A 24,037-nucleotide genomic window follows, 5' to 3' on the forward strand; every position below is an offset into this window, starting at 1 on the left:
GCCGGTCAGCCACCCCACCACAAACCGAAGCCGCTCATCCATGATGCCAGTCTCTCGCCAAACCATCGCCGGTCCTCCCGGCGAGGGAGAAAACTGTCACCCATCTAATCGGTCCATTCTGTTACCCATCTATCCGGTTCGGACACCGGCACCTTCTCCCCGTATAGCGACGGGGAGAAGGGAGACGCTCTGGCAACACTCCCTCTCTTCGGTTAGCTTCGCCAAAATTCCTTGGCGGAAGGATGAACCTTTTTGGACCGATCGGCGACAGAGCAGACAGGAGCCAGGCGGCTCGACCGGCCATGACGGCAGCGACGGAGACTGATCGCGCGCTTGTCGACCGGGTCGCGAAGGGCGACCGTGCCGCTGTTCGGCTGCTGTTCATGCGTCACCACGCGCGGGTCTACCGCTTCGTGGCGCGCCAGACGGGATCGGAAATGATGGCCGACGATATCGCAAACGAGGTCTTTCTTGAGCTGTGGCGCCAGGCGCCCGGCTTCGAGGGACGCTCGGAAGTCTCGACCTGGCTGCTCGGCATCGCCCGCTTCAAGGCGCTGTCGGTGCTGCGCAAGAAAAAGGAAGACTGGATCGACGATGACGATGCGGCGCAGGTCCCTGACAGCGCCGACACGCCGGAAGTCGCGACCATGAAGGAAGACAAGGGCGCCGCCTTGCGGCGCTTTGTCGATGCCTTGCCGGAAGAACACCGCTCGGTGATCGACCTTGCCTATTACCACGGACAATCGGTGACGGAGATCGGCGAGGTGCTCAACATCCCGGTCGCCACCGTCAAGACCCGTATGTTCTACGCCCGCAAAAAACTCGGCGAAGCCCTCAAGGCCGCCGGTTACGATAGGGGGTGGCCATGAGCAATCCTGAAGATATGAGTGCCGCTGAAAAAATGTCGCGCCGCGACGAAATGGAAACGCTGCTGCCGTTCTACCTGAACGGCTCGCTGGAGGGCTCCGACCTCGAAGCCGTCGAGGAATGGCTGGCGACCGATCCGGCCGCGATGGCGGCGCTTAACGAAGCCGAGGCCGAATTCGCCGGCACCACCGCCGCCAATGAGGCGATCCGGCCACCGGCCGATGCGCTTAGCCGCTTTGCCAAGGCGCTCGACGCCGAGGCCGGGCCGTCACGCGCGCCGGCGGGCCGGTCGTGGCTGGCGCAGGCGCTCGATCGCTTCATGGCGGTGCCGGTCGGTGTCGCCTGGGCGGCGGCCGCTGTCTTGTTGGCGCTGGTGGTGGTGCAGTCCTACGTGTACACCAGCGGCAAGGGCAATGATTTCGAGATTGCCGGGGCCGAGGACGAGCTGGCGAAACTGCCGTTCGCGCTGGTCAAGTTCAAGCCGGAGGCCAGGATGTCCGACATCGCCGCCTTCCTCGACCGGAACGGGCTGAAGATCGCCGGCGGGCCGACCGCTTCGGGCGTCTTCCGCATTGCCCTCCCGGTCAAGACCGGAGCAGACTATACCAAGTTGCTCGGCCTTATTGCCGCCCAGCCTTTCGCTGAGACTGTGATCGAGGGAAGGAAACCGGTTGATGGCAGCTAAGGCGGTCATTCGATTTGCAGTCCTTGCGGCGGCGATGACAATCGCCGCCGTGCCCGCTTTAGCGCAGACCAACGACTCCAATGCCGGCCGCACAAAGACCGACTGCACCGACACGACCGGTGCGGCGGCAGCCGACTGCCCCAAGGACGACAGGGGTGGCGGAGCAGGCGGCGGCCAGGGCGCTGTTGTCCTTCCGGCGCTGATCGTCGACCTGTTTCCCAATCCGCCCGCTTCCGCGGCGCCGGTGCCGACGCCACGGCCGTCAGCGCCGCCTGCCGACACCCAGGCCGGACCGCCGGCCGGTGGGCCCATCGTTTCGCCGACCGATCTTGTCGCGACCGCGCCGCGGCGTGCCATCGCCGGCGCGTTCGTGCCCGAGGAGGTGCTGGTGACAGTCGATGGTGACGCCGGCGCCGTTCAGCAAATCGCCGCCTCCTTCGGCCTCGAAGTGCGCTCGCAGCGCCAGTCGCGGCTGCTCGGCACCACGCTGGTGCGCTTCGGCATTCCCGACGGCCGCCCGGTCGGCACCGTGCTGGCGCAGCTGGCCGCCGACGGCCGCACCCAGCGGCGCGAACCAAACCATATCTATTCGCTGCAGCAGGCGGCCGGCATCGTCAACTATGCCTTCGAGCGCATCCAGCTCGACAACAAGCAAGCCAGCGGCGAGAACGTGCGCGTCGCCGTCATCGACACCGGCATCGACGACACCAATCCGGCGCTGTCCGGCGTCATTGCCGACCAGTTCGACGCCATGCCGGAAGTTCCGATCGAAAAGCGCGACCATGGCACCTCGGTTGATGGGCTGATTGCCGGTGTCGGCGCGCTCGAAGGCATGGCGCCCGGGGCCAGGATCTATCATGCGCGCGCCTTCGAAGACGGCAGATCGACCATGGATGTCATCCTGTCGGCGCTCGACTGGGCGGCGGAGCAGAATGTCAGCATCATCAACATGAGCTTCGTCGGCCCCAAGAACGATTTGCTCGCCACCGCTTGCCGCAATGCGCGCGGGCTTGGCATCATCCTGGTTGCGGCGGCCGGCAACAACGGGCCGAAAGCGCCCTATGGCTACCCCGCCGCCTATCCCGGCGTCATCGCGGTGACCGCCACCGACGCCAAGGACGGGCTGATGCCGCAGGCCAATCGCGGCGCCTACGTCTTCATCTCGGCGCCCGGCGTTGAGATGGTGGCGCCGAGCGGCGCCGGCTCGGACGTGGTCACCGGCACCTCGTTTGCCGCCGCGATCGTCTCCGGCGCCATCGCCAATTTGATCCACGCCGCACCCGAGCGCTCGGCCGACGACATCGAAAAGGCGCTGGCCGCCACCGCCCGGGATCTCGGCCCGAAGGGCCGCGACAAGGATTTCGGCTATGGGCTGCTGGACATCAAAGCGGCCGAAGCGGCGAAATAGTGCGGTCACTTCACATGGCCAGTGCGCGCAGAGACATCTGGCGTGTCCTGTCGAGGTAGTCGGTCAGATGCGCGGTTAGTTCCCGCGCGTCGTCTTCGGCGCCGTGAATGAAGCTCGATTTCCGGCGACGCAGATACGGCAGTCCCACCACATAGACCCCTGGAACGTCAGCAACGCCTCGATCGTGCTTCAGATCGCCCTTGCGATCGAAGATCGGCAAATCCAGCCACGAAAAGTCCGGCCGAAAACCGGTGGCCCATAGCACCGTGCGAACGTCTTCGCCGAGTTTGAGCTTCAGTTGCGGCGCCGCGTCGATTGCCGTGGGGGCAAAGCGCTCGATGGGGCCGATGCCGGACGGTGCATTCGCCTCTGCCCATTCGTCGATCGATGCGAGCAGCCGGTTCATCTTCAGGTCGGCAAGCGCGCAGACGTTGCGAAGCGTTCCTGAAAACTGGGCTGTTGCGTCGCGAATGCCCATCAGGCGTCCGACGATTTTAACGCCTTGCCCCTGCAGGACATTGAGGTCGAGCGTGGCGCGGTCTGATGCGCCGACAAGCTGCGGCGACGGTACTCTTCGGGCGCGGTCGGGGTCGTCTGCGTCTTCGATGCGCTGGTCAAGCACACCCGTTGCAAGCATCCACCATTGAATATCGCGACCTCGATAGACGCGCGGCAGCCGGACGTGTTCGCCCACCGCGAGCGTGACAGGCCGGCCGCTCAGCTGGATCTCCTGCGCCAATTGCAGACCTGTCGCCGATGCCCCAACCACCAGCACCCCGCCAGGGACAAGCTGCTCGGGATTGCGGTAGGAGTGAGCCGAGAGCTGTTCGATGGCGGCTGGAATGGCCTCGGCCAGTCGCGGAACAACCGGCTTGTTGAAGGCACCCGTGGCGAGCACCACGGCTCGGCACAGCCAGCCCCCATTTTGGGTTTCCACCCGAAAGCCGTGGCTGCTCTGCTCAACTCTGTTGACTGCGGTGCGCGTTAGAACCGGTGCTGATGTGTATGTGGCGTAGTCGGAAATGAAATCGGCGATCTGCCCGGCGCTCATGTAGCCGTCCGGGTCGTCGCCCTGGTATGGGTAGTCGGGGAGCCGCGCCATCCAGTTGGGCGTGAGCAAGTGCAGCGAATCCCAGCGCTCCGTGCGCCAGCTATTCGCGACCTCGCCTCGCTCGAGAACCACATGTCTGAGCGAGTGCTGGCCCAGCAGATAGCTTATCGCCAGGCCTGAGTGACCGGCACCGATGATGACGACGTCAACGGTGCCGGCGATCCCGCGCGATGCGCTTTTGCTCATCAGGACTTGCTCGAGGTGACCGTTACATCGGTCGGGTTGGTGATCACGTCAAAGACGGCTGAGCGCTTCTGCGACTGCGCGACAAGAGCGGCTATGTCTTCCGCGCTGGCGTCCGCGTCGATGTCGTAGTGCACCTTGATGCCGTCGAAACCATTGCGCACGTCCGGATCGATGCCGAGGATGCCCTGGATATTCATGCCGGCTTCGAGCGTTGCCTTGACCGAGTGGAGCTGGATGTTGCGGTTTTGCGCGACAGCGGCGATGCCCGCGGTGAGGCAGCCGGCCAGTCCGACCAGCACAAATTCGACGGGTGTCGCACCCTTGTCCTCGGACGCAAAGATTTCCGGGTGATCGGACTCGAACTTGTAGGTCTGGCGATGCTGCTGTTCTGCGCCCAGGCCGAAGAATCCATCGACTGTGGCTCGGTTGTGGGTCCCTTTGACCCATTCACTCGTCGCGCGCCACTTGAAACGGGCGGCCTCGGGGGCATCCTTCAGCGCCTCGCGGGCGCCAAGCAGGGCGGCTACGTTGACACCATTTGTGGCGGTTTCCATGTGTTTGGTCATAGGTCGTACTCCTGTTGACAGGTGAGGGTCCGGCTTACAGCGGACGGAATGTCTTCCCACGGGCGTGTTGTACGCAGCATGGGAGTGAGCGTGGAATCGCCCGGCGAAGCGCTGTGCTGGCGTAACTCCTCCAGCCGAACTCCAGCGATCGCCGAGGCTGGGGTGGCGCCTCGTTCAGAGGATCCTGCCCCAGCTGTTTGATGAGAGCCTTTTTTGGCGCGGTGTAACCGGCCAGCCAATGTCCTTTTGAATTTCCAATGGCAGGCTGTTCAGAACGCGTTCGGACTTTCGTGCTTCACGGGCGTTTTTGATGGCCGCCCCGTAGCGCGCGACCGTTTCAAACATTGACATCTTCTTCTCCTGTAGAGCTTTCGGCGCCTCGGGATATACCCAAGGAGCCGCTCAACAGTCTGTTAAATGCTCCACATTTGTATCTGCAAGGTTGCACCAAAACCGACGTTCGGTAACAAAATCGCAAATGACCTACGCGAGGGATTTCGGCTACGGGTGGCCGGACACGAAGGCGTCGACGAAGAAGAAGTGGCGGATACGCGCGGCCAATTCAGAGGGCCGGACCCAACCGGACAGGACTTCCATCATAAAAGCGTGACAGCCGGAAGCGGCTGAGGTCGTGTCCGGTCTCGTTTCCCTGGATCATGTCGGCAACGACGCGACCTATGCCAGGCCCGATCCCGAAGCCGTGGCCGCTCATTCCCGTCGCGACGAAAAGGCCGCCGACTGCCTCTACCCGATCCACGACGGGGACGACGTCGGGCATGGCGTCGATCATGCCACCCCAGCTTGCCTTCAGGCGAACCGTCTCGAACTGCGGAAAGAGGTGCTTGAACTTGCGTTCTATCGAACGCTGACGGGCCCGTTCAGGGGCCGGGCTGAGCACACGCATTCTCTCGAAAGGGCTGCGCGAATCCGGCGCCCAATCGCGCGGCGTCGACCAGGCATCGGGGTAACCTGACGGCGCGAACGGAAAGTAGCGTGTTCCCAGCGGATTGTCCCTGAGGGCCGCAAGGTATTTGGTGGCGTGACGGAATGCGTCCGGCCCCACATAGTGCAAATGGCTGCCGCCCGCGGCGAGCGTGTAGCCGCCATCCTGCCGGCGCCTGAAAGCGATGTGTTCGTCAGTCGCCGCACCTGCATAGATCTCGGGCAAGGGCTCCGTTGCGGCGACGGTTACCCTGACGCTGAGCTGGGGGATGGAGACGCCATGTCTTCTCAGGAACAGAGACGACCAGGCGCCACCCGCAACCAGCACGGTGGAGGTCTCGATATACCCCGCCTCGGTCCATAACCCTCGGACCCTGCCGGCCGAGATCTCGAGGGTTCGCGCTGCGCAATTCTCGACGATTTTGACACCCTTTCGGACGGCAAGCCGGGCAAGTGCCGGCACCGCCAGCCAGGGCTCCGCACGCATGTCGGAGGGCGTCGTCATCGCGCCCTTGAATCTGCGCGACATGCCTTTGATGAGCTTCGCGGTTTCGTCACCGTCCAGGAGACGCGTGTCGAGCGCATGGATCGCGGCGATCTTCATGAACGCTTCGAAGCCGGCCATGTCCTTGTCCGAGTTTGCCAGATAGGTCACGCCTGCCTGGGTCAGGCCGATGTCTTCGCCGCATTCCTCAGCCAGCTGCCGCCACAGGCGAATAGCCTCGATGACGATGGGCACCTCGTCGGCGTCCCGTCCCTGCTTTCTGATCCAGCCCCAGTTGCGGGATGATTGCTCTGCCGCAACGCGTCCCTTTTCCAGCAGCGTCACCCCAATGTTGCGCTGCGCCAGGAAAAGCGCTGTCGTCACGCCGATAACACCGCCGCCAATGATTACCACCTCCGACGTCTTCGGCGGTGGGCCAGGATGCTGGATTGGATCCGCTTCGGAGAACGGGAAGGTGGGCAAATGGCGCATCCCTGTAGGCTGGTCGATGGCTTACGGTTGACACCCTGTAGAAGCCAAATCAAGGACAGACCCAGGCAGACCGTTGTCCCACGACAATTCAATCTATCTGCAGTCAACCTCCGCAAGGGGTCGAATTCGGCCCAACGGACTGATGGGATTGACCTCAGCTCGGCGCCCCCGCCACCGAGCCCCTGACCACCAGGTCGACCGGCCAGACCTCGCCTCGCGCGCCTTCTTCAAGGCCGGAAATGCGCGCCGCCAGCCGCTCGGCGATGCGGGCCCCGGCGAGGCGGATGGACGAGCGTGTCGTCGACAGCGGAACGGAAAAATTCTCCGGCTTCAGGCCGAACTCCTGCGCTGCCTGGCTTGCGGGTTGACGATATCGGCATGCCCTTCGCCGCTCATCATCGCCCACAGGTTCTTGGCCGCATGCCAGCCGATGGCCTGTGTTCCTTCAGTCGTCCAGGCGGCGACATGCGGTGTGCACAAGACGTTGGGTAGCGAAAACAGCGGATCGTCGGTCTTCGGCGGCTCCTGGTCGAACACGTCGAGAGCCGCACCCGCGATTTGGCCATTGGCCAGCGCTGCTCGCAGGGCCGTGTAGTCGATCAGCGATCCGCGCCCGGTATTCACGACGATAGCTGACGGTTTCATCTTCGCGAACGCGGCAGCGTTTAGGATGTGATGGTTATCCGGGCTCGGCGTTGCGTGCAGCGTCAGGAAGTCGGATTGCTCCACCAGGGTGGAGAAGTCAACGAGTTCGATGCCTGGAGGCGCTTTCTTCAGGAAGGGATCATAGGCAAGGATGCGAGCCTCCCAGCCGGACAGCCGTTGCGCCACGCCACGGCCGATGCGGCCTAGGCCGAGGATGCCGACGGTGGCGCCGCGCAGCGTCGCGCCATGTGTCAGGCCGCGCCACCCGCCACGCCGCATGAATTCAGGCGTCCACGTGCCAAGTTGTTTGGCAACCGCCAGCATCAGGGCGACCGCGTGCTCGCTGACCGTGAAGATCTGAAAATCGTTCGGCGTACTCGAAACCAGAATGCCGTGCTCGGTGGCGGCGTCGATGTCGATGCTGTCGACGCCAATGCCATATTTTGAAATGTAGCGCAGATCCGGAAGCGCCTGCATCACGCGCCTGGTGATGCGGGTGCCGCTTGCCCCCATCAAGGCGACACAGCCATGTGCCTTGGCAATCAGCTCATCCTCGGTGAAGCGCTTGAACGGCATTTCCCAGAGCGCATTGCCGAAAATGACGTTGACCCCACGCTCGCGCAGCCAGTCTAGCGAGGCGTCAGTCGGGTCGTAGCGTTCAAATGCGAGAACCCTGGGCAAGCCTTGAGCGCTCATGATGGTGGCGATCTCCTCGAATACCTTCGAATTGTCCCGACGGAACAGTTCTTGCCGATTTCAATCCGCTTCGAAGCGCCGTCCGGGCTGGTTGGTACGTCGGCCGCGGAAGATGCGCTGGCAGGTGTTGGACAGATGCGTGCGCAGTCGCCGCGTTGCCGGGCAGCGGCTTGAGTGCTCAACCGCGATCGCTGCCGGAGGGGCGCAACGCATCTTAAGCATGCTTCTTTCCCAGGGCATATCGGACCCACGACCTAAGCCTCGCACACGACCGTCCAAAAAAATAGCGCAGCAGAGATCCTGCATTCACTTTTCCTGGCTATAGCGGGAATATCTCCGCCTCAGTTGGCGGTGTTGGTCGAGGCGCGAAGTACGCGGTCGGTGCCGTCGAGCGCGATCTGGTCGCCCAACTCCCATCGCGCCAGGAGCAGGAGTGCATCGCGTCCGCTTTCCGGGACGCAAGTATGTCTGCTCAACGGCTGATGTTAAGCGCGTGGGGGCCATTCGCGTCGTGGAAGACGGACGTAGGCTTTGGGTCGAGTTCGATCGCTACAGGTGATTGAGTTCTGCCCCCTAACCCGGCGCGCCTGCCACCGAGCCCCTGACCACCAGGTCGACCGGCCAGATTTCGCCGCGCGCCCCCTCTTCCAGCCCCGATATGCGCGCCGCCAGCCGCTCGGCGATGCGGGCCCCGGCGAGGCGGATCGACGAGCGTGTCGTCGACAGCGGAACGGAAAAATTCTCGGGCTTCAGCCATGGGAAGACGTCGTCATGGGCGATCAGCGACAGGTCGCCGGGAATGGTCAGGCCAAGGTCGCGCACCGCGCGCACGACGCCGAGCGACATGATCAGGCTGGAGCAGGCGATCGCGGTTGGCGGTTCGCTCTGTTCGAGCAGGCGCCGCGCGGCGCGATAGCCGTTCTCCTCGGTCATCGTCACCGAGCAGACGTGACGCTCGCCGAGTGTCAGGCCGCTGGCGGCCAGCGCGCGACGCATGCCGCGCTCGCGGTGAATGGCGAAGGTCTCGCGGTCGTCGCCATTGATCAGCGCCAGCCGGCGATGGCCGAGCTGCACCAGCAGCCGGGCCGCCTCGTGGAAGGCGCCCTCATTGTCGATGTCGGTGAACGGATAGTCGAAATCGAAGCCGTCGCTGCGGCCATGGACGATGAAGGGAATGCCCAGCGTGTTGACCAGCGCCACCCGCCGGTCGGCCGGCCGCGGCGAGGAGATGTAGACGGCGTCGACCTGGCGGTTGGCGACGATGCGGCGATAGGTGGTCTCCTGGTCGTCGGCGTCAGCCGGCGACAGAACGAGGTCGAGTTCGTGCGAGCGGGCATAGTCGCCCAGGCCGGAGAGGAACTCGACAAAATGCGGATCGATATCGACCGAGGCGCCGGTCGGCAGGACATAGCCGATCATGCCGGTCTTGCCGGTCGCCAGCCGGCGCGCGCTCGGGTTGGGCCGGTAGCCGTGGCGCTTGGCGGCATCCACCACGCGCCGACGGGTTTCCTCGTTGACCTCCGGATAGCCGTTCAGCGCACGGCTGACCGTTGTCTGCGACAGAGCCAGCATATGGGAGAGCTGTTTCAGGTTCACTGGGAGGCCTCCAAGCCTCAAAGCGCTTTTAATTTTGAATCCGCTCGGGCGCCATGAAGGGCGCTGCCGAACCATGGGACCATACGCACTGGTCCGGCCAGTTTGAAGCATAATACGCTGCTGCATCGCCAAAAAACTATGCTGCAGTGCACTTTATCAAGTGTTGCAGCCCGAAATTAAATCGATTAGCCGCTACCCTCTTGACTTCCGTTGGATTCAATGGCGAGATCAAAAAAGACCAAAGCGCTTTGGAAGACTCTTTCGAAAGGTTGCGGTTCCTTTCCGAGTGAGTCACAGTCCTGCGGCGTCGGCGGGCGGAATGGAGGTTCCGTCCGGGTGTATGTGACCACTGGGAGGAATGCGATGAAGAAGATGCTTCTGCTTGGCGCCGCGTTTGCAACGCTCGCTCTGAGCCTGCCGGCGCAAGCCGAACTGAAATTCAAGCCGGGTGAAGACAAGCGCTTCAACTGGGCCAACTACGAAGAGCTGAAAAAGGTCGATCTCAAGGGCGAGACGCTGACCATCTTCGGACCCTGGCGCGGCGAGGACGAAGGTCTCATCCGCACGGTTCTCGAGTATTTCCAGGAAGCCACCGGCGCCGAGATCAAATACTCCTCGTCGGAGAATTACGAACAACAGATCGTCATCGACACCCAGGCCGGCAGTCCGCCCAACATCGCCGTGCTGCCGCAGCCGGGCCTGATCCAGGATCTGGCCTCCAAGGGCCTGCTGACGCCGCTCGGCGACGACACCGCCAAATGGGTCAAGGACAATTACGGCGCCGGCCAGTCATGGGTCGACCTCGGCACCTTCAAGGACAAGGACGGCAAGCCGGGCTTCTTCGCCTTCCCCTACAAGGCCGACGTGAAATCGCTGGTCTGGTACTCGCCGGACAATTTCGAGGAAGCCGGCTACAAGGTTCCCAAGACCCAGGAAGAGCTTGCCGACCTCGAGAAGAAGATCATCGCCGACGGTGGCACGCCGTGGTGCATCGGTCTCGGCTCGGGCGGCGCCACCGGCTGGCCGGCGACCGACTGGGTCGAAGACATCATGCTGCGCACCCAGGCGCCTGACGTCTACGACAAGTGGGTGAAGAACGAGATCCCGTTCAACGACCCGGCGGTGGTCAACGCCATCGACATCTTCGGCAAGATCGCCACCGACGACAAGATGGTCGATGGCGGCGCCAAGGCGGTTGCCGCGACCGACTTCCGCGACAGCCCCAAGGGCCTCTTCTCGGTGCCGCCGAAATGCTACCTGCACCATCAGGCCTCGTTCATCCCGACCTTCTTCCCGGAAGGCACCAAAGTGGGCCAGGATGCCGACTTCTTCTACTTCCCGCCCTATGCGTCCAAGCCTGAACTGGGCACGCCCGTGCTCGGCGCCGGTACGCTCGCCATGATCACCAAGGATTCGAAGGGCGCGCGCGCCTTCATCGAATTCCTGAAGATGCCGCTGGCGCATGAAATCTGGATGGCTCAGGGCGGCTTCGTGACGCCGCTCAAGTCGGTCAACAAGGATGCCTATGCCAGCGACGCGCTGAAGAAGCAGGGCGAGATCCTCGCCAATGCCTCGACCTTCCGCTTCGACGGTTCGGACCTGATGCCGGGCAAGATCGGCGCCGGCGCCTTCTGGACCGGCATGATCGATCTGGTTGGCGGCAAGTCGGCCCAGGATGTCGCAACCGACATCCAGAAGAGCTGGGACGCGATCAAGTAATCAGCGGCCAAGCAATCAGCGGCGAGTCAGCAGCCGCTTCGGCTGCAAGTTCAGGACTTCCTCCACAGACTGGATCCGGGCCCTGTTGGCCCGGATCCGACCGGCGCCGTACGCCGGACCGATTTGCGTTCGTTCGTTCCGAATAACTTAAATCGGCGCATTGCCACATCGCCAGGGCTGTTCAAAGCCCGGCCGATCATGCGCAGGGAGAGGGACCCATGGCTGCTCAGATCTTATCGGCCATTTTTGTCATCATCATCGGCGTCGGCGGCTGCGTCGCCTATTTCTGGGGCGCCAACAAGCTGGTCGACCTGATTTTCCCGTCGCGGGGCGTCGCCGGGGCTGCGGCCATCGACAATCTGCGCCGGCAAGGGCTGGTGCGTCCGTGGCTGTTCGTCGGCCCGGCGATAATCATCCTTACCGTCTATCTGATCTATCCGGTGGTGGCGACGCTCTGGCTGTCCTTCCTCGACCGCGGCGGCCAGCATTTTGTCGGCTTCGCCAATTATGAATGGGCGTTCGGCGACCGCGAGTTCCGCAACTCGATCCTCAACAACATCATCTGGCTGGCAGTAGTGCCGGCGGCGTGCACCTTTCTCGGGCTGATCATCGCAGTGCTCACCGACAAGATCTGGTGGGGCACGATCGCCAAGAGTCTGATCTTCCTGCCGCTGGCGATCTCCTTCGTCGGCGCCAGCGTGATCTGGAAATTCATCTACGAGTATCGCGGCGAAGGCCAGGTGCAGATCGGCCTGCTCAACTCGATCATCCAGTATTTCGGCGGCCAGCCGCAGGTCTGGATATCGCTGCCGTTCTGGAACAATTTCTTCCTGATGATCATCCTGATCTGGATCCAGACCGGCTTTGCCATGGTCATCCTGTCTTCGGCGCTGCGCGGCATCCCCGAGGAGACGCTCGAAGCCGCGGTCATTGACGGCGCCAATCCGTTCCAGATTTTCTGGAAGATCATGGTGCCGCAGATCTGGGGCACCATTGCCGTGGTCTGGACGACGATCACCATCCTGGTGCTGAAAGTGTTCGACATCGTGCTGACCATGACCAACGGCCAATGGAACAGCCAGGTGCTGGCCAATCTGATGTTCGACTGGATGTTCCGCGGCGGCGGTGATTTCGGCCGCGGCGCCACCATCGCCATCATCATCATGATCGCGGTCATCCCGATCATGGTCTGGAACATTCGCCAGGCGAACAAAGAGACGGGAGGGCATTGAGATGGCCGTCGCGACCGGAAAATCCTTTGCCAGCCGATTCGGCGTCCACATCGCCGTGCTCATCTTCGTCGCCATCTGGACCGTGCCGACGCTCGGCATCCTGGTCTCCTCGCTGCGCGACAAGGACCAGATCATCGCCTCGGGCTGGTGGAATTCGTTCTCCAGTTCCACCCAGACCGAAGCGGGCCGGTTGCCGCCGGCCTCGGCGCAGGTCGAGAAGGACGGCAAATTCGTGCTTGCAGGCAACATCTTCGGCGACGCTGCCGCCCGCAACATCAGCGCTTTCGGCGTCAAGTCGGCGGCACCGACGCAATATCCGGCCGGCACGACTGCCGATCTCGGCGATGGCGTCACCCTGCAGCTCAATGCCGACGGCACGTTCGTCATGTCGTCGCCGAAAGCCTTTGAGGGCGACCGCGGCCAGCGCGTCTATTATGCCTCGTCGGCGCCGCCGAAATTCACCACCGACAATTACGACACGGTGCTGTTTTCCGAAGGCATCGGCCGCTCCTTCATGAACTCGCTGACCGTCACCATTCCGGCGACCGTCATCCCGATCCTGATCGCGGCCTTCGCCGCCTATGCACTGGCCTGGATGCGCTTTCCCGGCCGCGCGCTGCTGATCGCCGTCATCATCGGCCTGCTGGTCGTGCCGCTGCAGATGTCGCTGATCCCGTTGCTCAAACTCTACAACGGTGTCGGCACTTTCTTCGGCGTGCCGTCGAAAACCTATCTCGGCATCTGGCTGGCGCATACCGGCTTCGGCCTGCCCTTCGCCATCTATCTCCTGCGCAGCTATATTGCCGGCCTGCCGCGCGAGATCATGGAATCGGCTCGCATCGACGGCGCCAGTGATTTCGAGATCTTCGTCAAGATCGTGCTGCCGCTGTCGTTCCCGGTGCTGGCCTCCTTCGCCATCTTCCAGTTCCTGTGGGTTTGGAACGATTTGTTGGTGGCGATGGTTTTCCTCGGTACCGAGGGCGATCAGATCGTGCTGACCGCCAAGCTCAATGCACTGCTCGGTTCGCGCGGCGGCGACTGGGAGATCCTGACGACATCGGCCTTCGTCACCATCATCGTGCCGCTGATCGTGTTCTTCTCGCTACAGCGCTATTTCGTCCGCGGGCTGCTGGCCGGCTCGGTCAAAGGAGGTTGAGACTGATGCAATCCGCTTTGAAGGCGACCTCGAAACCCGATCTCGCCGTCGATCGCGACTGGTGGCGGGGCGCGGTGATCTACCAGATCTATCCGCGCTCCTACCAGGACTCCGATGGCGACGGCATAGGCGACCTCAAGGGCATCATCCGCAGGTTGCCCTACATCGCCTCGCTGGGTGTCGATGCCATCTGGATTTCGCCCTTCTTCAAGTCGCCGATGAAGGATTTCGGCTACGACGTCTCGGACTATTGCGACGTCGATCCGATGTTCGGCACGCTCGCCGATTTCGACGCGCTGGTGGCGGAAGCCCATCACCTCGGTCTCAAGGTGATGATCGACGAAGTGCTGTCGCACACGGCCGACATCCATCCATGGTTCAAGGAAAGCCGCGCCAATCGGGCTAACCCGAAGGCCGACTGGTATGTCTGGGCCGACGCCCGGGCGGACGGCACGCCGCCCAACAACTGGCTGTCGATCTTCGGCGGCTCGGCCTGGCAGTGGGACACCAGCCGCCAGCAGTATTATCTGCATAATTTCCTGTCCGAGCAGCCGGACCTCAACTTCCACAATCTGGAAGTCCAGGACGCGCTGCTCGACGTCACCCGCTTCTGGCTGGAGCGCGGCGTCGACGGCTTTCGCCTCGACACCATCAATTTCTACTTCCACAGCCAGGGGCTGGAGAACAACCCGCCGCTGCCGCCGGAAGAGCGCAACGACCAGACCGCACCCGCCGTCAATCCGTACAACTACCAGGACCATCTCTACGACAAGAGCCGGCCGGAGAACCTTGCCTTCCTCGAACGGTTCCGGGCGCTGCTCGACGAATATCCGGCGACCGCCGCCGTCGGCGAAGTCGGCGATTCGCAGCGTGGGCTGGAAGTGGTGGCCGCCTACACGGCCGGCGGCAAGCGCGTCCATATGTGCTATTCCTTCGACTTCCTGGCGCCGGAAAAGATCAGCGCCGCCAAGGTGCGTCAGGTGCTGGAAGCCTTCGGCAAGGTTGCCAGCGACGGCTGGTCATGCTGGGCCTTCTCCAACCATGACGTGATGCGTCCGGCTTCGCGCTGGGCCGCCGATGAGGCCGATCCGGCGGCCTATCTCAAGGTGATCTCGGCGCTGCTGATGTCGCTGCGCGGTTCGGTCTGCCTCTATCAGGGCGAGGAGCTTGGGCTGGGCGAAGCCGAGCTTAAGTTCGAGGATCTGCAGGACCCCTATGGCATCCGCTTCTGGCCCGAATTCAAGGGCCGCGACGGCTGCCGCACGCCGATGGCGTGGGATGCAACCGCCAGCAATGCCGGCTTCTCGACGGCCAAGCCCTGGCTGCCGGTACCGGGCAAGCATTTGTCGCAGGCGGTCAACGTGCAGCAGGGCGACGCCGCTTCGCTGCTCGAGCACTACCGGCGCTTTCTCGGCTTCCGCCGTCAGCATCCGGCGCTGGCCAAAGGCGACATCGAGTTCATTGAAAGCGAGGGCGACACCGTCGCCTTCACCCGCCGCGAGGGCAATGAGCAGATCGTCTGCGTCTTCAATTTGGGCAGCAGTCCGGCCGAGGTCGATCTCGGCCAGGCGCTGCAGCCCTTGGCCGGGCACGGTTTTTCGGGACAATCCGGCACAGGTTCGATCCGCCTCGGCGGATACGGCGCCTGGTTCGGGCGCGTCGACTGAGTTTTGACGAAACGGAATTTCTTGAGGAAATCTGGGTTCTGTAGGGAAATCACTGGGAGGAAATCATGGCCGATGTCACGCTGAGACAAGTGAAGAAATCATACGGCAATCTGCACATTCTCCATGGCATCGACCTCGACATAAAGTCGGGTGAGTTCATCGTCTTTGTCGGCCCGTCGGGCTGCGGCAAGTCGACCTTGCTGAGGTCCATCGCGGGGCTTGAGGAGATCACCTCCGGCGAGCTGAAGATCGCCGGCGAGGTGGTCAACGATGTGCCGCCTTCGAAGCGCGGCATCGCCATGGTGTTCCAGTCCTATGCGCTCTATCCGCACATGACCGTCTACGACAACATGGCCTTCTCGATGAAGATCGGCAAGGAAAGCAAGGCCGAGATCGACAAACGGGTACGGCAGGCAGCCGAGATCCTGCAACTGACCAAATATCTCGACCGTCTGCCCAAGGCGATGTCGGGCGGCCAGCGCCAGCGCGTCGCCATCGGCCGCGCCATCGTGCGCAACCCGAAAGTGTTTCTGTTCGACGAGCCGCTGTCGAACCTCGACGCGGCACTGCGCGTCGCCACCCGCATCGAGATCGCCAAGCTGAAGGAATCGATGCCGGCTACAACGATGATCTACGTCACCCACGACCAGGTCGAGGCGATGACGCTGGCCGACCGCATCGTGGTGCTGAAGGACGGCCATATCGAGCAGGTCGGCACGCCGATGGACCTCTACAAGAAGCCCGGCAATCTGTTCGTCGCCCAGTTCATCGGCTCGCCGGCCATGAATATCTTGCCGGCGACAATCGACAAGACCGGCGACCCGACCATCGTCAGCCATGTCGGCGGCCGCAAGGCGACGGTGCCGATTGCGACGCCGGCGTCGGCCAAGGGCGCGGCGGTCAGCTTCGGCGTGCGGCCGGAAGATCTGTCGGTCGCCACCGGCACGGAGTATCTTTTCGAAGGCGTGGTGGACTATGTCGAGCAGCTCGGCGAGGTCCAGCTGGTCTATGTCGACATCGGCCGCGCCGACCTGCCGCTGGTGACCAAGCTGCCCGGCAATGTCGAGGTCAAGCGCGGGGCGAAGCTGCGGCTGACTGCGGATGCCGGCGACCTGCACATCTTCGACGCCGACGGGCATTCCTTCTCGCTCAAGCCGGTGGAAGTGAAGGCGGCCTGAGATCGGCGCGTCGTACCGGCATGAAAAAAAAGAGCGGCGGGCCAAGCCCGCCGCTCTTTTTTCAAACTTCGCCTGTTAGAGCAATTCCAGGAAAAGTGTGAGCGGTTTTCCGTCCGGGAATTGCGAAAAACAAACAGATAGAGCGGTTCGCCGTTTCTGTGAAACGGTGAAACGTTCTAGCGATTACCGAAGAGGTTCCGGTCGCTGCCGTGCGGGGCGGACTTCTGTACGTCGCCCGACGAGTTCAACAACTTGTAGACCGGCGAACCGGTGTTGGGCACCGACGACGTCCGGGTGTTGTCGACGTTGACGGTCGCCTGGTTGTCGACGGCGCTAGAGCCGACATTGTCGTTGCGGGCATAAGCACTGCCGGCGGCAACCAAAAGCGCAGCGGCAGCAAGAGCGATCTTCTTCATGTCAAGTCTCCTGAATTTTCATCATGTGGCAGAGCGGCTGGTGATGACGCCGCTCTGCAGCTTGTTCGATGTTCGACTGGGATCGTTGTTCGAAAAACTCTGAGGTCAGATCCCGATCGTTTGTTAGCGACCGAAGAGGTTACGGTCGGCGCCCTGTGCGGGAGCCTGAGCAGCCGGATCCGACTTCGCAACCGAAGCCGTGTGGCCACTATCGGTCGACGTAACCGCAGGCTGGTTGGCGCCGTTCGAACCATAGTTGTCACTGGCGGCGAAAGCGCTGCCGGAAACGGCCAGAACGGCGGCGGCAGCAACGATGATCTTTTTCATCTTAAATACTCCTGAATTTCTTCGAGATCCCGAGAGCGGCGGACAGGCCGCCACGCTTCTGTTTGGATCGGGATCAGCTGTTAACGGCCGAAGAGGTTGCGGTCGCTGCCCTGAACGACGGGCTGCTTGTCAGCGGGCGCCGACTTCTGAATGGAAGCCGTATACGAGCTGTCAGCCGCGGCAGCGGGCTGGTTCGCACCATTGGAACCGTAATTGTCGCTACCAGCGAAGGCGCTGCCGGTGATGGCCAAAACGGCGGCGGCAGTAAGGATGATCTTTTTCATTTTTAGTACTCCAGTTTTGCTGTCCGTCTAGCGGCGTGTGGTGGGAGCAATTCGCGTCGTTCGGACAGCCCCGATGTGGGAAAGCCATAGGCTGGTTTCCAATCACGAAGTTGTTCCGGCTGGGCCATGATTTCACCTCTTGTAATTTTGATAAGCATGCCTACCATCTCACTTTATGTAAATAATACAAAGGCTTATGTGACCATGCCGTCTGGCTCACCGAGTGTGTCCGGGCGTCAGCGTTCACACCGTCCTGCACGCATTGTCAACAGAAACGAACCGTTCGGTTCGATTTTAGAAACTGCTAATAGTCACTTTTCGATACCGTTGACGTGTTTTCCCTTGGTCGGCAGGCTGATTCGAGGTGATTTGCGAGGGCCGCGATCCGCCCCGAAAACAACACCGTCAGCCCCACGATCGTCTGCCGCCGCGTTGTCGCGCGTGTCGCGCCGCATGGAGACGATGTCGCTTTCATGCCGATGTCGCGATCGCTGCCGTGATTAGATGATCCCATCTCAGGTGCCGCTTCGTGACGACGGAGCGGAGAATTGGGAAGCCGGTCAGAATCCGGCGCTGCCCCCGCAACGGTGGTGGAGTTCAAGTCGCAACGGGAGACCACTGGGCGAGAAGCCTGGGAAGGTGTCGCGATCGTCCGCAAGGACAACTCCAGAGCCCGGAAACCAGCCCGAGATGCTTGAACTCGACTGATCGCGGTGGGCGGTCAAGAGGTGGATAGCGCATGCCCGGCGTCGCGCCGGCCTGCGGCCGATCCTTCCTCCATCACCACCAAGTTCAGTCCTTAAACCACGAGGACAGAACTATGGATGCGCGCAACGACATGCTGAGGCTCTTGAACGGCCGCAAGCAAGGCTTTTCGCTCGAGCAACCCTTCTACACCGACCCGGACTATTTCAAGCTCGACATGGAGCTGATCTGGTATCGCGACTGGCTGTTCGTCGGCCATGATTGCGAACTGCCGAAGCCCGGCAGTTATATCACCGTGCAGATCGGCGACTATCCGGTGGTGCTCGTCCGCGACCAGAAGGGCAACATCAACGCCTTTCACAATTCCTGCCGCCATCGCGGCAGCCGCGTCTGCAACACCGAGAAAGGCACGGCGGCAAAGCTCGTCTGCCCCTATCACCAGTGGACCTACGAGCTCGACGGCCGACTGCTGTTCGCCCGCCAGATGGCCGAGGGTTTCGACAAGAGCCAGTTCGGCCTAAAGCCGGTCGCCTGCGAAAGCGTGGCCGGGTACATCTTCATCTGCCTGGCGAAAGAACCCGCGGACTTCGCGCCGATGCGGGCCATGATCGAGCCCTACCTCAAGCCGCACCGGCTGAGCGAAGCCAAGATCGCTTTCGAATCGACCATCGTCGAGAAGGGCAACTGGAAGCTGGTCTGGGAAAACAACCGCGAGTGCTACCACTGCGCCGGCAACCATCCCGAACTCTGCAAGACCTTCCCGGAAGCGCCGACGGTAACCGGCGTGCAGGGGGCCGACAGCGATCCGGAGATGCTGGCGCATTGGGCGAAATGCGAAGCGGCGGGCCTGCCGAGCAAGTTCCGCATCGATCCGGCCGGACAGTACCGTGCAACCCGCGCGCCGCTGCTGAGCGATGCCGTGAGCTATACGATGACGGGAAAGCGCGCGGTGACGAAGAACCTCTCCGACACTGTTGCCGCCGACCGCATCGGCACCTTGATGCACTACCACTATCCGACGACCTGGAACCACATCCTCATCGACCATGCAGTGACCTTCCGGGTGCTGCCGATCAGCGCCACGGAGACCGCGGTGACGACCAAGTGGCTGGTGCACAAGGATGCGGTCGAGGGCGTCGACTACACCATCGACGAACTCACGCATGTCTGGACCGAGACCAACGACCAGGACCGTCGCATCGTCGAGGAGAACGCCTTCGGCATCCTGTCTCCGGCCTATGAGCCGGGCCCCTATTCGGAGCTGCATGAGGGCGGCGTGATCCAGTTCGTCGAATGGTACGCAGCCTTCATCGGTCCGCGCCTTGCCGAAGGCGGCCGGCCGGCGCTGCGCAGCGTCGCGTGAGTTCATGTCGCCCAAAAGTGTATTGCGGTTTTGGGATAACGACATGAGCAGAGCAAAAAGGACAGAGGGATGAATGCGATGACGGATCTTGGGCTCTATCGCCATCTCGACCAGATGGCGCCGTGGAATGACAGGCTGCAGGTGCTGGAGGTGATCGGCGTCAGCGACGAGGCGCCTGACGTCAAGACCTTCACCTTCCGCTCCGACAACCAGACCTGGTTCCGCTACAAGCCGGGTCAGTTCGTGACGCTGGAGCTGCCGACACCGGACGGGCCGCTGATGCGCACCTACACGCTGTCGTCGTCGCCGTCGCGGCCGTTCTCGATCGCGGTGACGGTCAAGGCGCAACCGGGCAGCATCGGCACGCGATGGATGTTCGACCATCTGACGCCCGGCTCGCACGTCAAGGCCTATGGACCGGCCGGCGACTTCTCGTTGCACAGCCACCCGGCGGCCAAATATCTGTTCATCTCGGCCGGCTCCGGCGTGACGCCGATGATGTCGATGCTGCGCTGGCTGAACGACTGCGCGCCGTGGACCGATGTCGGCTTCGTCAATTGCGCGCGTCGTGCGGAAGAGATCATCTTCCGCAAGGAACTCGAACTGCTCGGCGGTCATATGCCCGGCCTGTCGCTCGGCTTCATGATCGAGGAGCGCTCGAGCCGTGAAGGCTGGTACGGCCATATGGGCCGCATCGACGCGATCCGGCTGCCCTTGCTGGCGCCTGATTTCCGCGAGCGCGAGATCTTTTGCTGCGGTCCCGATCCCTTCATGCGCGCCGTGCGCGGCATGCTGGATGCCGCCGGCTTCGACATGATGAAATATCATCAGGAGAGCTTTGCCGCGCCCGCGGTGGAGGAAATCCCGGCGCCGTTTGCGTCTCCCGCTGAAGAAGGCATCACTGCTCCTGTCGAAGCCGTGACGCCGATCCGCTTCTCGCTTTCGGAGGTCGACGCCGATTGCGTCGCCGGCCAGACCGTGCTGCAGACGGCGCGCGCCTCGGGCGTGCGGATTCCCGCTGCCTGTGAATTCGGCCTGTGCGGTACCTGCAAGGTGAAGAAGGTCGCGGGAACCGTCGAGATGAGCCACAATGGTGGCATCCTCGACCACGAGATTGATGACGGCTTCATTCTTGCCTGCTGCTCGAAACCGCTGTCGGCGCTCGAAATCGAGGCCTGAGCGGCGCCGCCCGCTCAGATGCCATAGCGCTCGGTGCGAATGATGTCCGCTGATATGCCGGCGTCGATCAGCGCCTGGGCGGCCGCCGACACGAAGGCGTTCGCGCCGCAGACGAAGGCGAGCGCCGGCGGTTGCGGCAGCCGCGCCTGCGCCTGCATGACCATTGCCGTGTCGATGCGCCTTGAATAGTCGGACGGACGCTGTGCGGCCTCGCGCGTCAGCGTCAGCACCAGGTCGAAACCGTCGCGGCGGTCGTCGAGGCTGATCAGCTCGTCGCGGAAGATCACCTCGTCCCAGACCCGCACCGAAAACATCAGCGCGACCGGCACCGCCGATTTGCGCAAGGTCCGGTGACGCACCATCGCCATCAGCGGCACCACGCCGGAGCCGCCGCCGACCAGAAGCAGCGGCCCGCCATCGCTGTCGGACCAGACAAAATGGCCGCCAAGCGGTCCGCGCAGCTCGATCTCGTCGCCGACCGCCGCCACCTCGTGGAAAAAGGGCGAAACCTCGCCGTCGTCGAGTTTTTCGATCGCCAGCTCGATCGCGGCGCCGCTCTCCGGCGCCGAGGCGATGGAATAGGAACGGCGCGCCTGATAGCCGTCAGGCGCCGTCAGCCGGACGTCGACATGCTGCCCGGCGCGATAGGCGAAAGGTCGCGACAACGCGAAGAAGAAACTGGTGACGCGCGGCGTGCGCTTTTCGATGCGGGTGATCCTGGCTGTCTGCCAGGGCGATAGCGGCGCCGATGCCTCGCTCATGGATCGCCGCTATAGCGCTGCTCACGCCACGGATCGCCATAGATGTGATAGCCGCGCAATTCCCAGAAGCCCGGCTCGTCGCGTTCGGTGAACTGCAGACCGTTCAGCCATTTGGCCGACTTCCAGAAATAGAGATGCGGCACCAAAAGCCGCGCCGGCCCGCCATGGTCGGCCGGGATCGGCTTGCCTTCATAAAGCAGCGCCACCATCGCCTTGCCGGTGGTGAGATCCTTGGCCGGCACGTTCGTGGTGTAGCCGTCATACCCATGCGCCAGCAGGAAGCCGGTCGGCGCTTCTATGCCGGCATCGGCAAGAATGTCGTCGACCAGCACGCCTTGCCAGGCCGTATCGAACTTGGTCCAGGCGGTGACGCAATGGATGTCGCGCGTCATCTTGGTCAAGGGCAGCGCGTTGAACTCGGCCCAGTTCCATTTCTTGATCGGGCGCGGGCCGTGCTTGAGCGTGAACGACCAATCCTCGGTGCGCACGCGCGGCGTTGGCCCGGCGGACAGGACCGGAAAACCCTGTTCCAGATATTGCCCGGGCGGGATGCGCGTGTCGGTTTCCGTTGGAGGCTTTCGACCGGAAGAAAAACCGCGAGTGACCATCGGGACCTGTCCGTCTGCTGGGATGCAGCTGCAGTGTTCTCGAAGATGCCGCCACGGGCAACAGGAATTTTGGCGGCGCGGGGCGGCAGGCCTACCGGCGGTGCCGGCGAGCCTGCCGCATCATGCCTTAGCCGGCGGCGAAGGGTACGGCGACGAAGATCTGCGCATCACCGCGGTCGACCAGAAGCAGCACCGACTTGCGGCCCGACTTGCCCGCCTCGGCGATCGCCTGGTTGGCCTGTCGTGCGTTGCGCACCGGAGACTGGTCGACGGCGACAATGACATCGCCCGGCTGCAGGCCGGCATTGGCGGCCGCCTTGTCCGGATTGACGCGCTCGACCACGGCGCCGCGTTGGTTGGACGCCAGGTTTAGCTCCTCGCGGATATCAGGCGTAAGGTCGGTCAGGCCCAGGCCCAGCGAGGGTACGCGAAGCGCCTGGCCGGCCGAGGGCTTTTGATTGTCTCCCTCGGTCGACGCGGTCTTCACATCGTCGCTGTTGCGGCCGACATCGGCTGATATTTGTACCGTCTTGCCGCCGCGCCAGACGTCGAGCGTTTCCTTCGCGCCGGGCGCGACATCGGCGACTGCCCGCGACAGGTCCTTGGGATCCTTGATCGGCTCTCCGGCGAAGCTGGTGATGACGTCGCCGGTCTTGATGCCGGCCTTTGCCGCCGGCGATCCCTCGGTGACCTCGGAGACCAGCGCGCCGCCGGGATGGTCGAGGCCGACCGCACCGGCTACATCCGGCGTCACCGGCTGGATCTGGACCCCGAGATAGCCGTACTGGATGTTGCCACCCTTCATCAGCTTGGCGACAACTTTTTGCGCCTGGTCAGATGGAATGGCGAAGCCGACGCCGACACTGCCGCCATTGGGCGAATAGATCGCCGTGTTGATGCCGACGACATTGCCGGCGACATCGACCAGCGGGCCCCCGGAATTGCCGTGGTTGATCGGGGCGTCGATCTGGATGAAATCGTCGAACGGCCCGCTATTGAGGTCGCGGCCGCGCGCCGAAACGATGCCGGCGGTGACCGTGGTGCCGATGCCGAACGGATTGCCGATGGCGAGCACCTGATCGCCCGGCATGAGCTTGTCGGAATCGCCCCATTTGACCGTCGGCAGCGGCTTGTCGGCCTTGATCTTGAGCACGGCAAGATCGTTCTTGGCGTCGTGGCCGACCAGCTTGGCGGGAAGTTCGGTGCCGTCGTCGAGCGTCACCTTGATCGAAGTGGCGCCGTCAATGACGTGGTTGTTGGTGACGATGGTGCCGTCGGCGTCGACGATGAAGCCGGAACCCAGCGCCTCGGCACGCTGCGCCTGCTGTGGCGGCGTCTTCGGCATCGGGATGCCCTGGTCGCCGAAGAACTGGCGGAAATAGTCGTCGAAGGGCGAATTGCCGCCGAAAGATTGTTCCTCGCTCATGTCTTGCGGCTGCGCCTTCATGACGGTGGTGACCGTCACCACCGCAGGTTTATCGACGGCCACGATTGGGGCGAAGGAGCCGTTGGGGGCCGTTATCCCGGCGACAGGGGTCTGGGTGGTGGCAACTGTGGAGCCAGCACTTTGGGCGAAAGACGCGACGAAGGGACCGACGATCAGCGCAGCGCCCAGCAAGGCTGCGACGCGATGTCTGCGAATTATGTCTGACATGGTCGTTTGTCCGGGCGAGAGATGATCCGGCGCCGTGGCCGTTCCGGGAGAGAATCGGCCATCGGCGTGTCGGCGGTCGCGGTTGCCCGTCTCGCCTGGCATGGCAGCCG

23 protein-coding genes, 1 pseudogene and 1 riboswitch are annotated in these 24,037 nt (G+C 63.0%); of the genes and pseudogenes, 10 read left to right on the top strand and 14 right to left on the bottom strand.

The features are described from left to right. Positions 1-302: 302 nt before the first annotated feature. From AC04SG_RS11740 to AC04SG_RS11750, 3 genes are read left to right on the top strand one after another with little or no spacing between them, the layout of a single operon-like run. Positions 303-869 carry a sigma-70 family RNA polymerase sigma factor gene (locus AC04SG_RS11740; protein WP_488551153.1) on the top strand — a complete coding sequence of 189 codons (567 nt, stop codon included), beginning with the start codon at positions 303-305 and terminating at the stop codon, positions 867-869. Between the two features lie 14 nt (positions 870-883). Further along, positions 884-1,552, top strand: coding sequence for an anti-sigma factor (locus tag AC04SG_RS11745; RefSeq protein ID WP_488551276.1), 669 nt, complete (start codon positions 884-886; stop codon positions 1,550-1,552). After that, on the top strand, positions 1,542-2,960 hold the full coding sequence (locus AC04SG_RS11750; RefSeq protein ID WP_488551154.1) for a S8 family serine peptidase: 1,419 nt from the start codon (positions 1,542-1,544) through the stop codon (positions 2,958-2,960). The genes AC04SG_RS11745 and AC04SG_RS11750 overlap by 11 nt, the downstream gene beginning before the upstream one ends. A gap of 10 nt (positions 2,961-2,970) precedes the next feature. Here the strand turns inward: AC04SG_RS11750 and AC04SG_RS11755 are convergent, their stop codons facing one another. The 8 genes and pseudogenes from AC04SG_RS11755 to AC04SG_RS11790 all read right to left on the bottom strand — a co-directional run bounded on the left by AC04SG_RS11755 (position 2,971) and on the right by AC04SG_RS11790 (position 9,678). Beyond that, positions 2,971-4,257, bottom strand: coding sequence for an NAD(P)-binding domain-containing protein (locus tag AC04SG_RS11755; RefSeq protein ID WP_488551155.1), 1,287 nt, complete (start codon positions 4,255-4,257; stop codon positions 2,971-2,973). Then, on the bottom strand, positions 4,257-4,823 hold the full coding sequence (locus AC04SG_RS11760; protein ID WP_203277682.1) for an OsmC family protein: 567 nt from the start codon (positions 4,821-4,823) through the stop codon (positions 4,257-4,259). The genes AC04SG_RS11755 and AC04SG_RS11760 overlap by 1 nt, the downstream gene beginning before the upstream one ends. A 174-nt stretch (positions 4,824-4,997) precedes the next feature. Next, positions 4,998-5,174: a hypothetical protein gene (locus tag AC04SG_RS11765; RefSeq protein ID WP_192255001.1), complete on the bottom strand. Its 177-nt coding sequence runs from the start codon at positions 5,172-5,174 to the stop codon at positions 4,998-5,000. A 211-nt stretch (positions 5,175-5,385) separates the two neighbouring features. Beyond that, the gene (locus AC04SG_RS11770) at positions 5,386-6,732 is read right to left on the bottom strand and encodes an NAD(P)/FAD-dependent oxidoreductase (protein ID WP_488551156.1); all 1,347 of its coding nucleotides are present in this window, start codon (positions 6,730-6,732) and stop codon (positions 5,386-5,388) included. A gap of 163 nt (positions 6,733-6,895) precedes the next feature. Further along, positions 6,896-7,075, bottom strand: a pseudogene (locus AC04SG_RS11775) (transcriptional regulator); the annotation flags it as partial. Continuing rightward, positions 7,072-8,082, bottom strand: coding sequence for a hydroxyacid dehydrogenase (locus AC04SG_RS11780; RefSeq protein WP_488551157.1), 1,011 nt, complete (start codon positions 8,080-8,082; stop codon positions 7,072-7,074). The gene AC04SG_RS11780 and the pseudogene AC04SG_RS11775, both read right to left, overlap by 4 nt. 341 nt (positions 8,083-8,423) lie before the next feature. After that, positions 8,424-8,558 carry a hypothetical protein gene (locus tag AC04SG_RS11785; protein ID WP_488551158.1) on the bottom strand — a complete coding sequence of 45 codons (135 nt, stop codon included), beginning with the start codon at positions 8,556-8,558 and terminating at the stop codon, positions 8,424-8,426. Positions 8,559-8,655: 97 nt separating this feature from the next. Next, the gene (locus AC04SG_RS11790) at positions 8,656-9,678 is read right to left on the bottom strand and encodes a substrate-binding domain-containing protein (protein WP_488551159.1); all 1,023 of its coding nucleotides are present in this window, start codon (positions 9,676-9,678) and stop codon (positions 8,656-8,658) included. Positions 9,679-10,041: 363 nt separating this feature from the next. Between AC04SG_RS11790 and AC04SG_RS11795 the strand changes: the two genes are divergently transcribed. From AC04SG_RS11795 to AC04SG_RS11815, 5 genes are all read left to right on the top strand, one after another. Further along, positions 10,042-11,397: an ABC transporter substrate-binding protein gene (locus tag AC04SG_RS11795; protein WP_192249306.1), complete on the top strand. Its 1,356-nt coding sequence runs from the start codon at positions 10,042-10,044 to the stop codon at positions 11,395-11,397. Positions 11,398-11,615: 218 nt separating this feature from the next. Then, a complete protein-coding gene (locus AC04SG_RS11800) occupies positions 11,616-12,629 on the top strand; it encodes a carbohydrate ABC transporter permease (RefSeq protein WP_488551160.1) in 1,014 nt (337 codons plus the stop codon). Between the two features lies 1 nt (position 12,630). Further along, positions 12,631-13,785, top strand: coding sequence for a carbohydrate ABC transporter permease (locus AC04SG_RS11805; RefSeq protein WP_488551161.1), 1,155 nt, complete (start codon positions 12,631-12,633; stop codon positions 13,783-13,785). Positions 13,786-13,790: 5 nt separating this feature from the next. Beyond that, the gene (bglA, locus tag AC04SG_RS11810) at positions 13,791-15,452 is read left to right on the top strand and encodes a beta-galactosidase BglA (RefSeq protein WP_488551162.1); all 1,662 of its coding nucleotides are present in this window, start codon (positions 13,791-13,793) and stop codon (positions 15,450-15,452) included. A gap of 65 nt (positions 15,453-15,517) precedes the next feature. Then, positions 15,518-16,630, top strand: a complete 1,113-nt coding sequence (locus AC04SG_RS11815) for an ABC transporter ATP-binding protein (protein ID WP_436257745.1) — start codon at positions 15,518-15,520, stop codon at positions 16,628-16,630. Between the two features lie 176 nt (positions 16,631-16,806). On the opposite strand, the gene AC04SG_RS11820 is transcribed toward AC04SG_RS11815, so the two are convergent. The 3 genes from AC04SG_RS11820 to AC04SG_RS11830 all read right to left on the bottom strand — a co-directional run bounded on the left by AC04SG_RS11820 (position 16,807) and on the right by AC04SG_RS11830 (position 17,657). After that, positions 16,807-17,046 (bottom strand): DUF680 domain-containing protein, encoded by a 240-nt coding sequence (locus AC04SG_RS11820; protein ID WP_488551163.1) that lies wholly within the window; start codon positions 17,044-17,046, stop codon positions 16,807-16,809. Between the two features lie 123 nt (positions 17,047-17,169). Further along, a complete protein-coding gene (locus AC04SG_RS11825) occupies positions 17,170-17,373 on the bottom strand; it encodes a DUF680 domain-containing protein (RefSeq protein WP_477338578.1) in 204 nt (67 codons plus the stop codon). An 80-nt stretch (positions 17,374-17,453) separates the two neighbouring features. Further along, positions 17,454-17,657, bottom strand: coding sequence for a DUF680 domain-containing protein (locus tag AC04SG_RS11830; RefSeq protein WP_192249327.1), 204 nt, complete (start codon positions 17,655-17,657; stop codon positions 17,454-17,456). Positions 17,658-18,157: 500 nt separating this feature from the next. Further along, positions 18,158-18,360: riboswitch (cobalamin riboswitch) on the top strand. A 117-nt stretch (positions 18,361-18,477) separates the two neighbouring features. Here AC04SG_RS11830 and AC04SG_RS11835 point away from each other — a divergent pair. Both AC04SG_RS11835 and AC04SG_RS11840 read left to right on the top strand, forming a co-directional pair. Next, complete coding sequence (locus tag AC04SG_RS11835; protein ID WP_488551164.1) at positions 18,478-19,725, top strand: aromatic ring-hydroxylating oxygenase subunit alpha; 1,248 nt, start codon at positions 18,478-18,480, stop codon at positions 19,723-19,725. 78 nt (positions 19,726-19,803) lie between these two features. Continuing rightward, complete coding sequence (locus AC04SG_RS11840) at positions 19,804-20,904, top strand: FAD-binding oxidoreductase (protein WP_488551277.1); 1,101 nt, start codon at positions 19,804-19,806, stop codon at positions 20,902-20,904. A gap of 14 nt (positions 20,905-20,918) precedes the next feature. Here AC04SG_RS11840 and AC04SG_RS11845 read toward each other — a convergent pair whose 3' ends face one another. The 3 genes from AC04SG_RS11845 to AC04SG_RS11855 form a co-directional block, all read right to left on the bottom strand. Then, complete coding sequence (locus AC04SG_RS11845; RefSeq protein ID WP_488551165.1) at positions 20,919-21,665, bottom strand: FAD-binding oxidoreductase; 747 nt, start codon at positions 21,663-21,665, stop codon at positions 20,919-20,921. Further along, positions 21,662-22,273: a molybdopterin-dependent oxidoreductase gene (locus AC04SG_RS11850; protein WP_488551166.1), complete on the bottom strand. Its 612-nt coding sequence runs from the start codon at positions 22,271-22,273 to the stop codon at positions 21,662-21,664. Before AC04SG_RS11850 ends, AC04SG_RS11845 begins: the two co-directional genes overlap by 4 nt. Before the next feature lie 127 nt (positions 22,274-22,400). Further along, positions 22,401-23,927 carry a DegQ family serine endoprotease gene (locus tag AC04SG_RS11855; protein ID WP_488551167.1) on the bottom strand — a complete coding sequence of 509 codons (1,527 nt, stop codon included), beginning with the start codon at positions 23,925-23,927 and terminating at the stop codon, positions 22,401-22,403. Positions 23,928-24,037: the final 110 nt, after the last annotated feature.

It is taken from the genome of Mesorhizobium sp. CNPSo 4684, assembly GCF_057784315.1.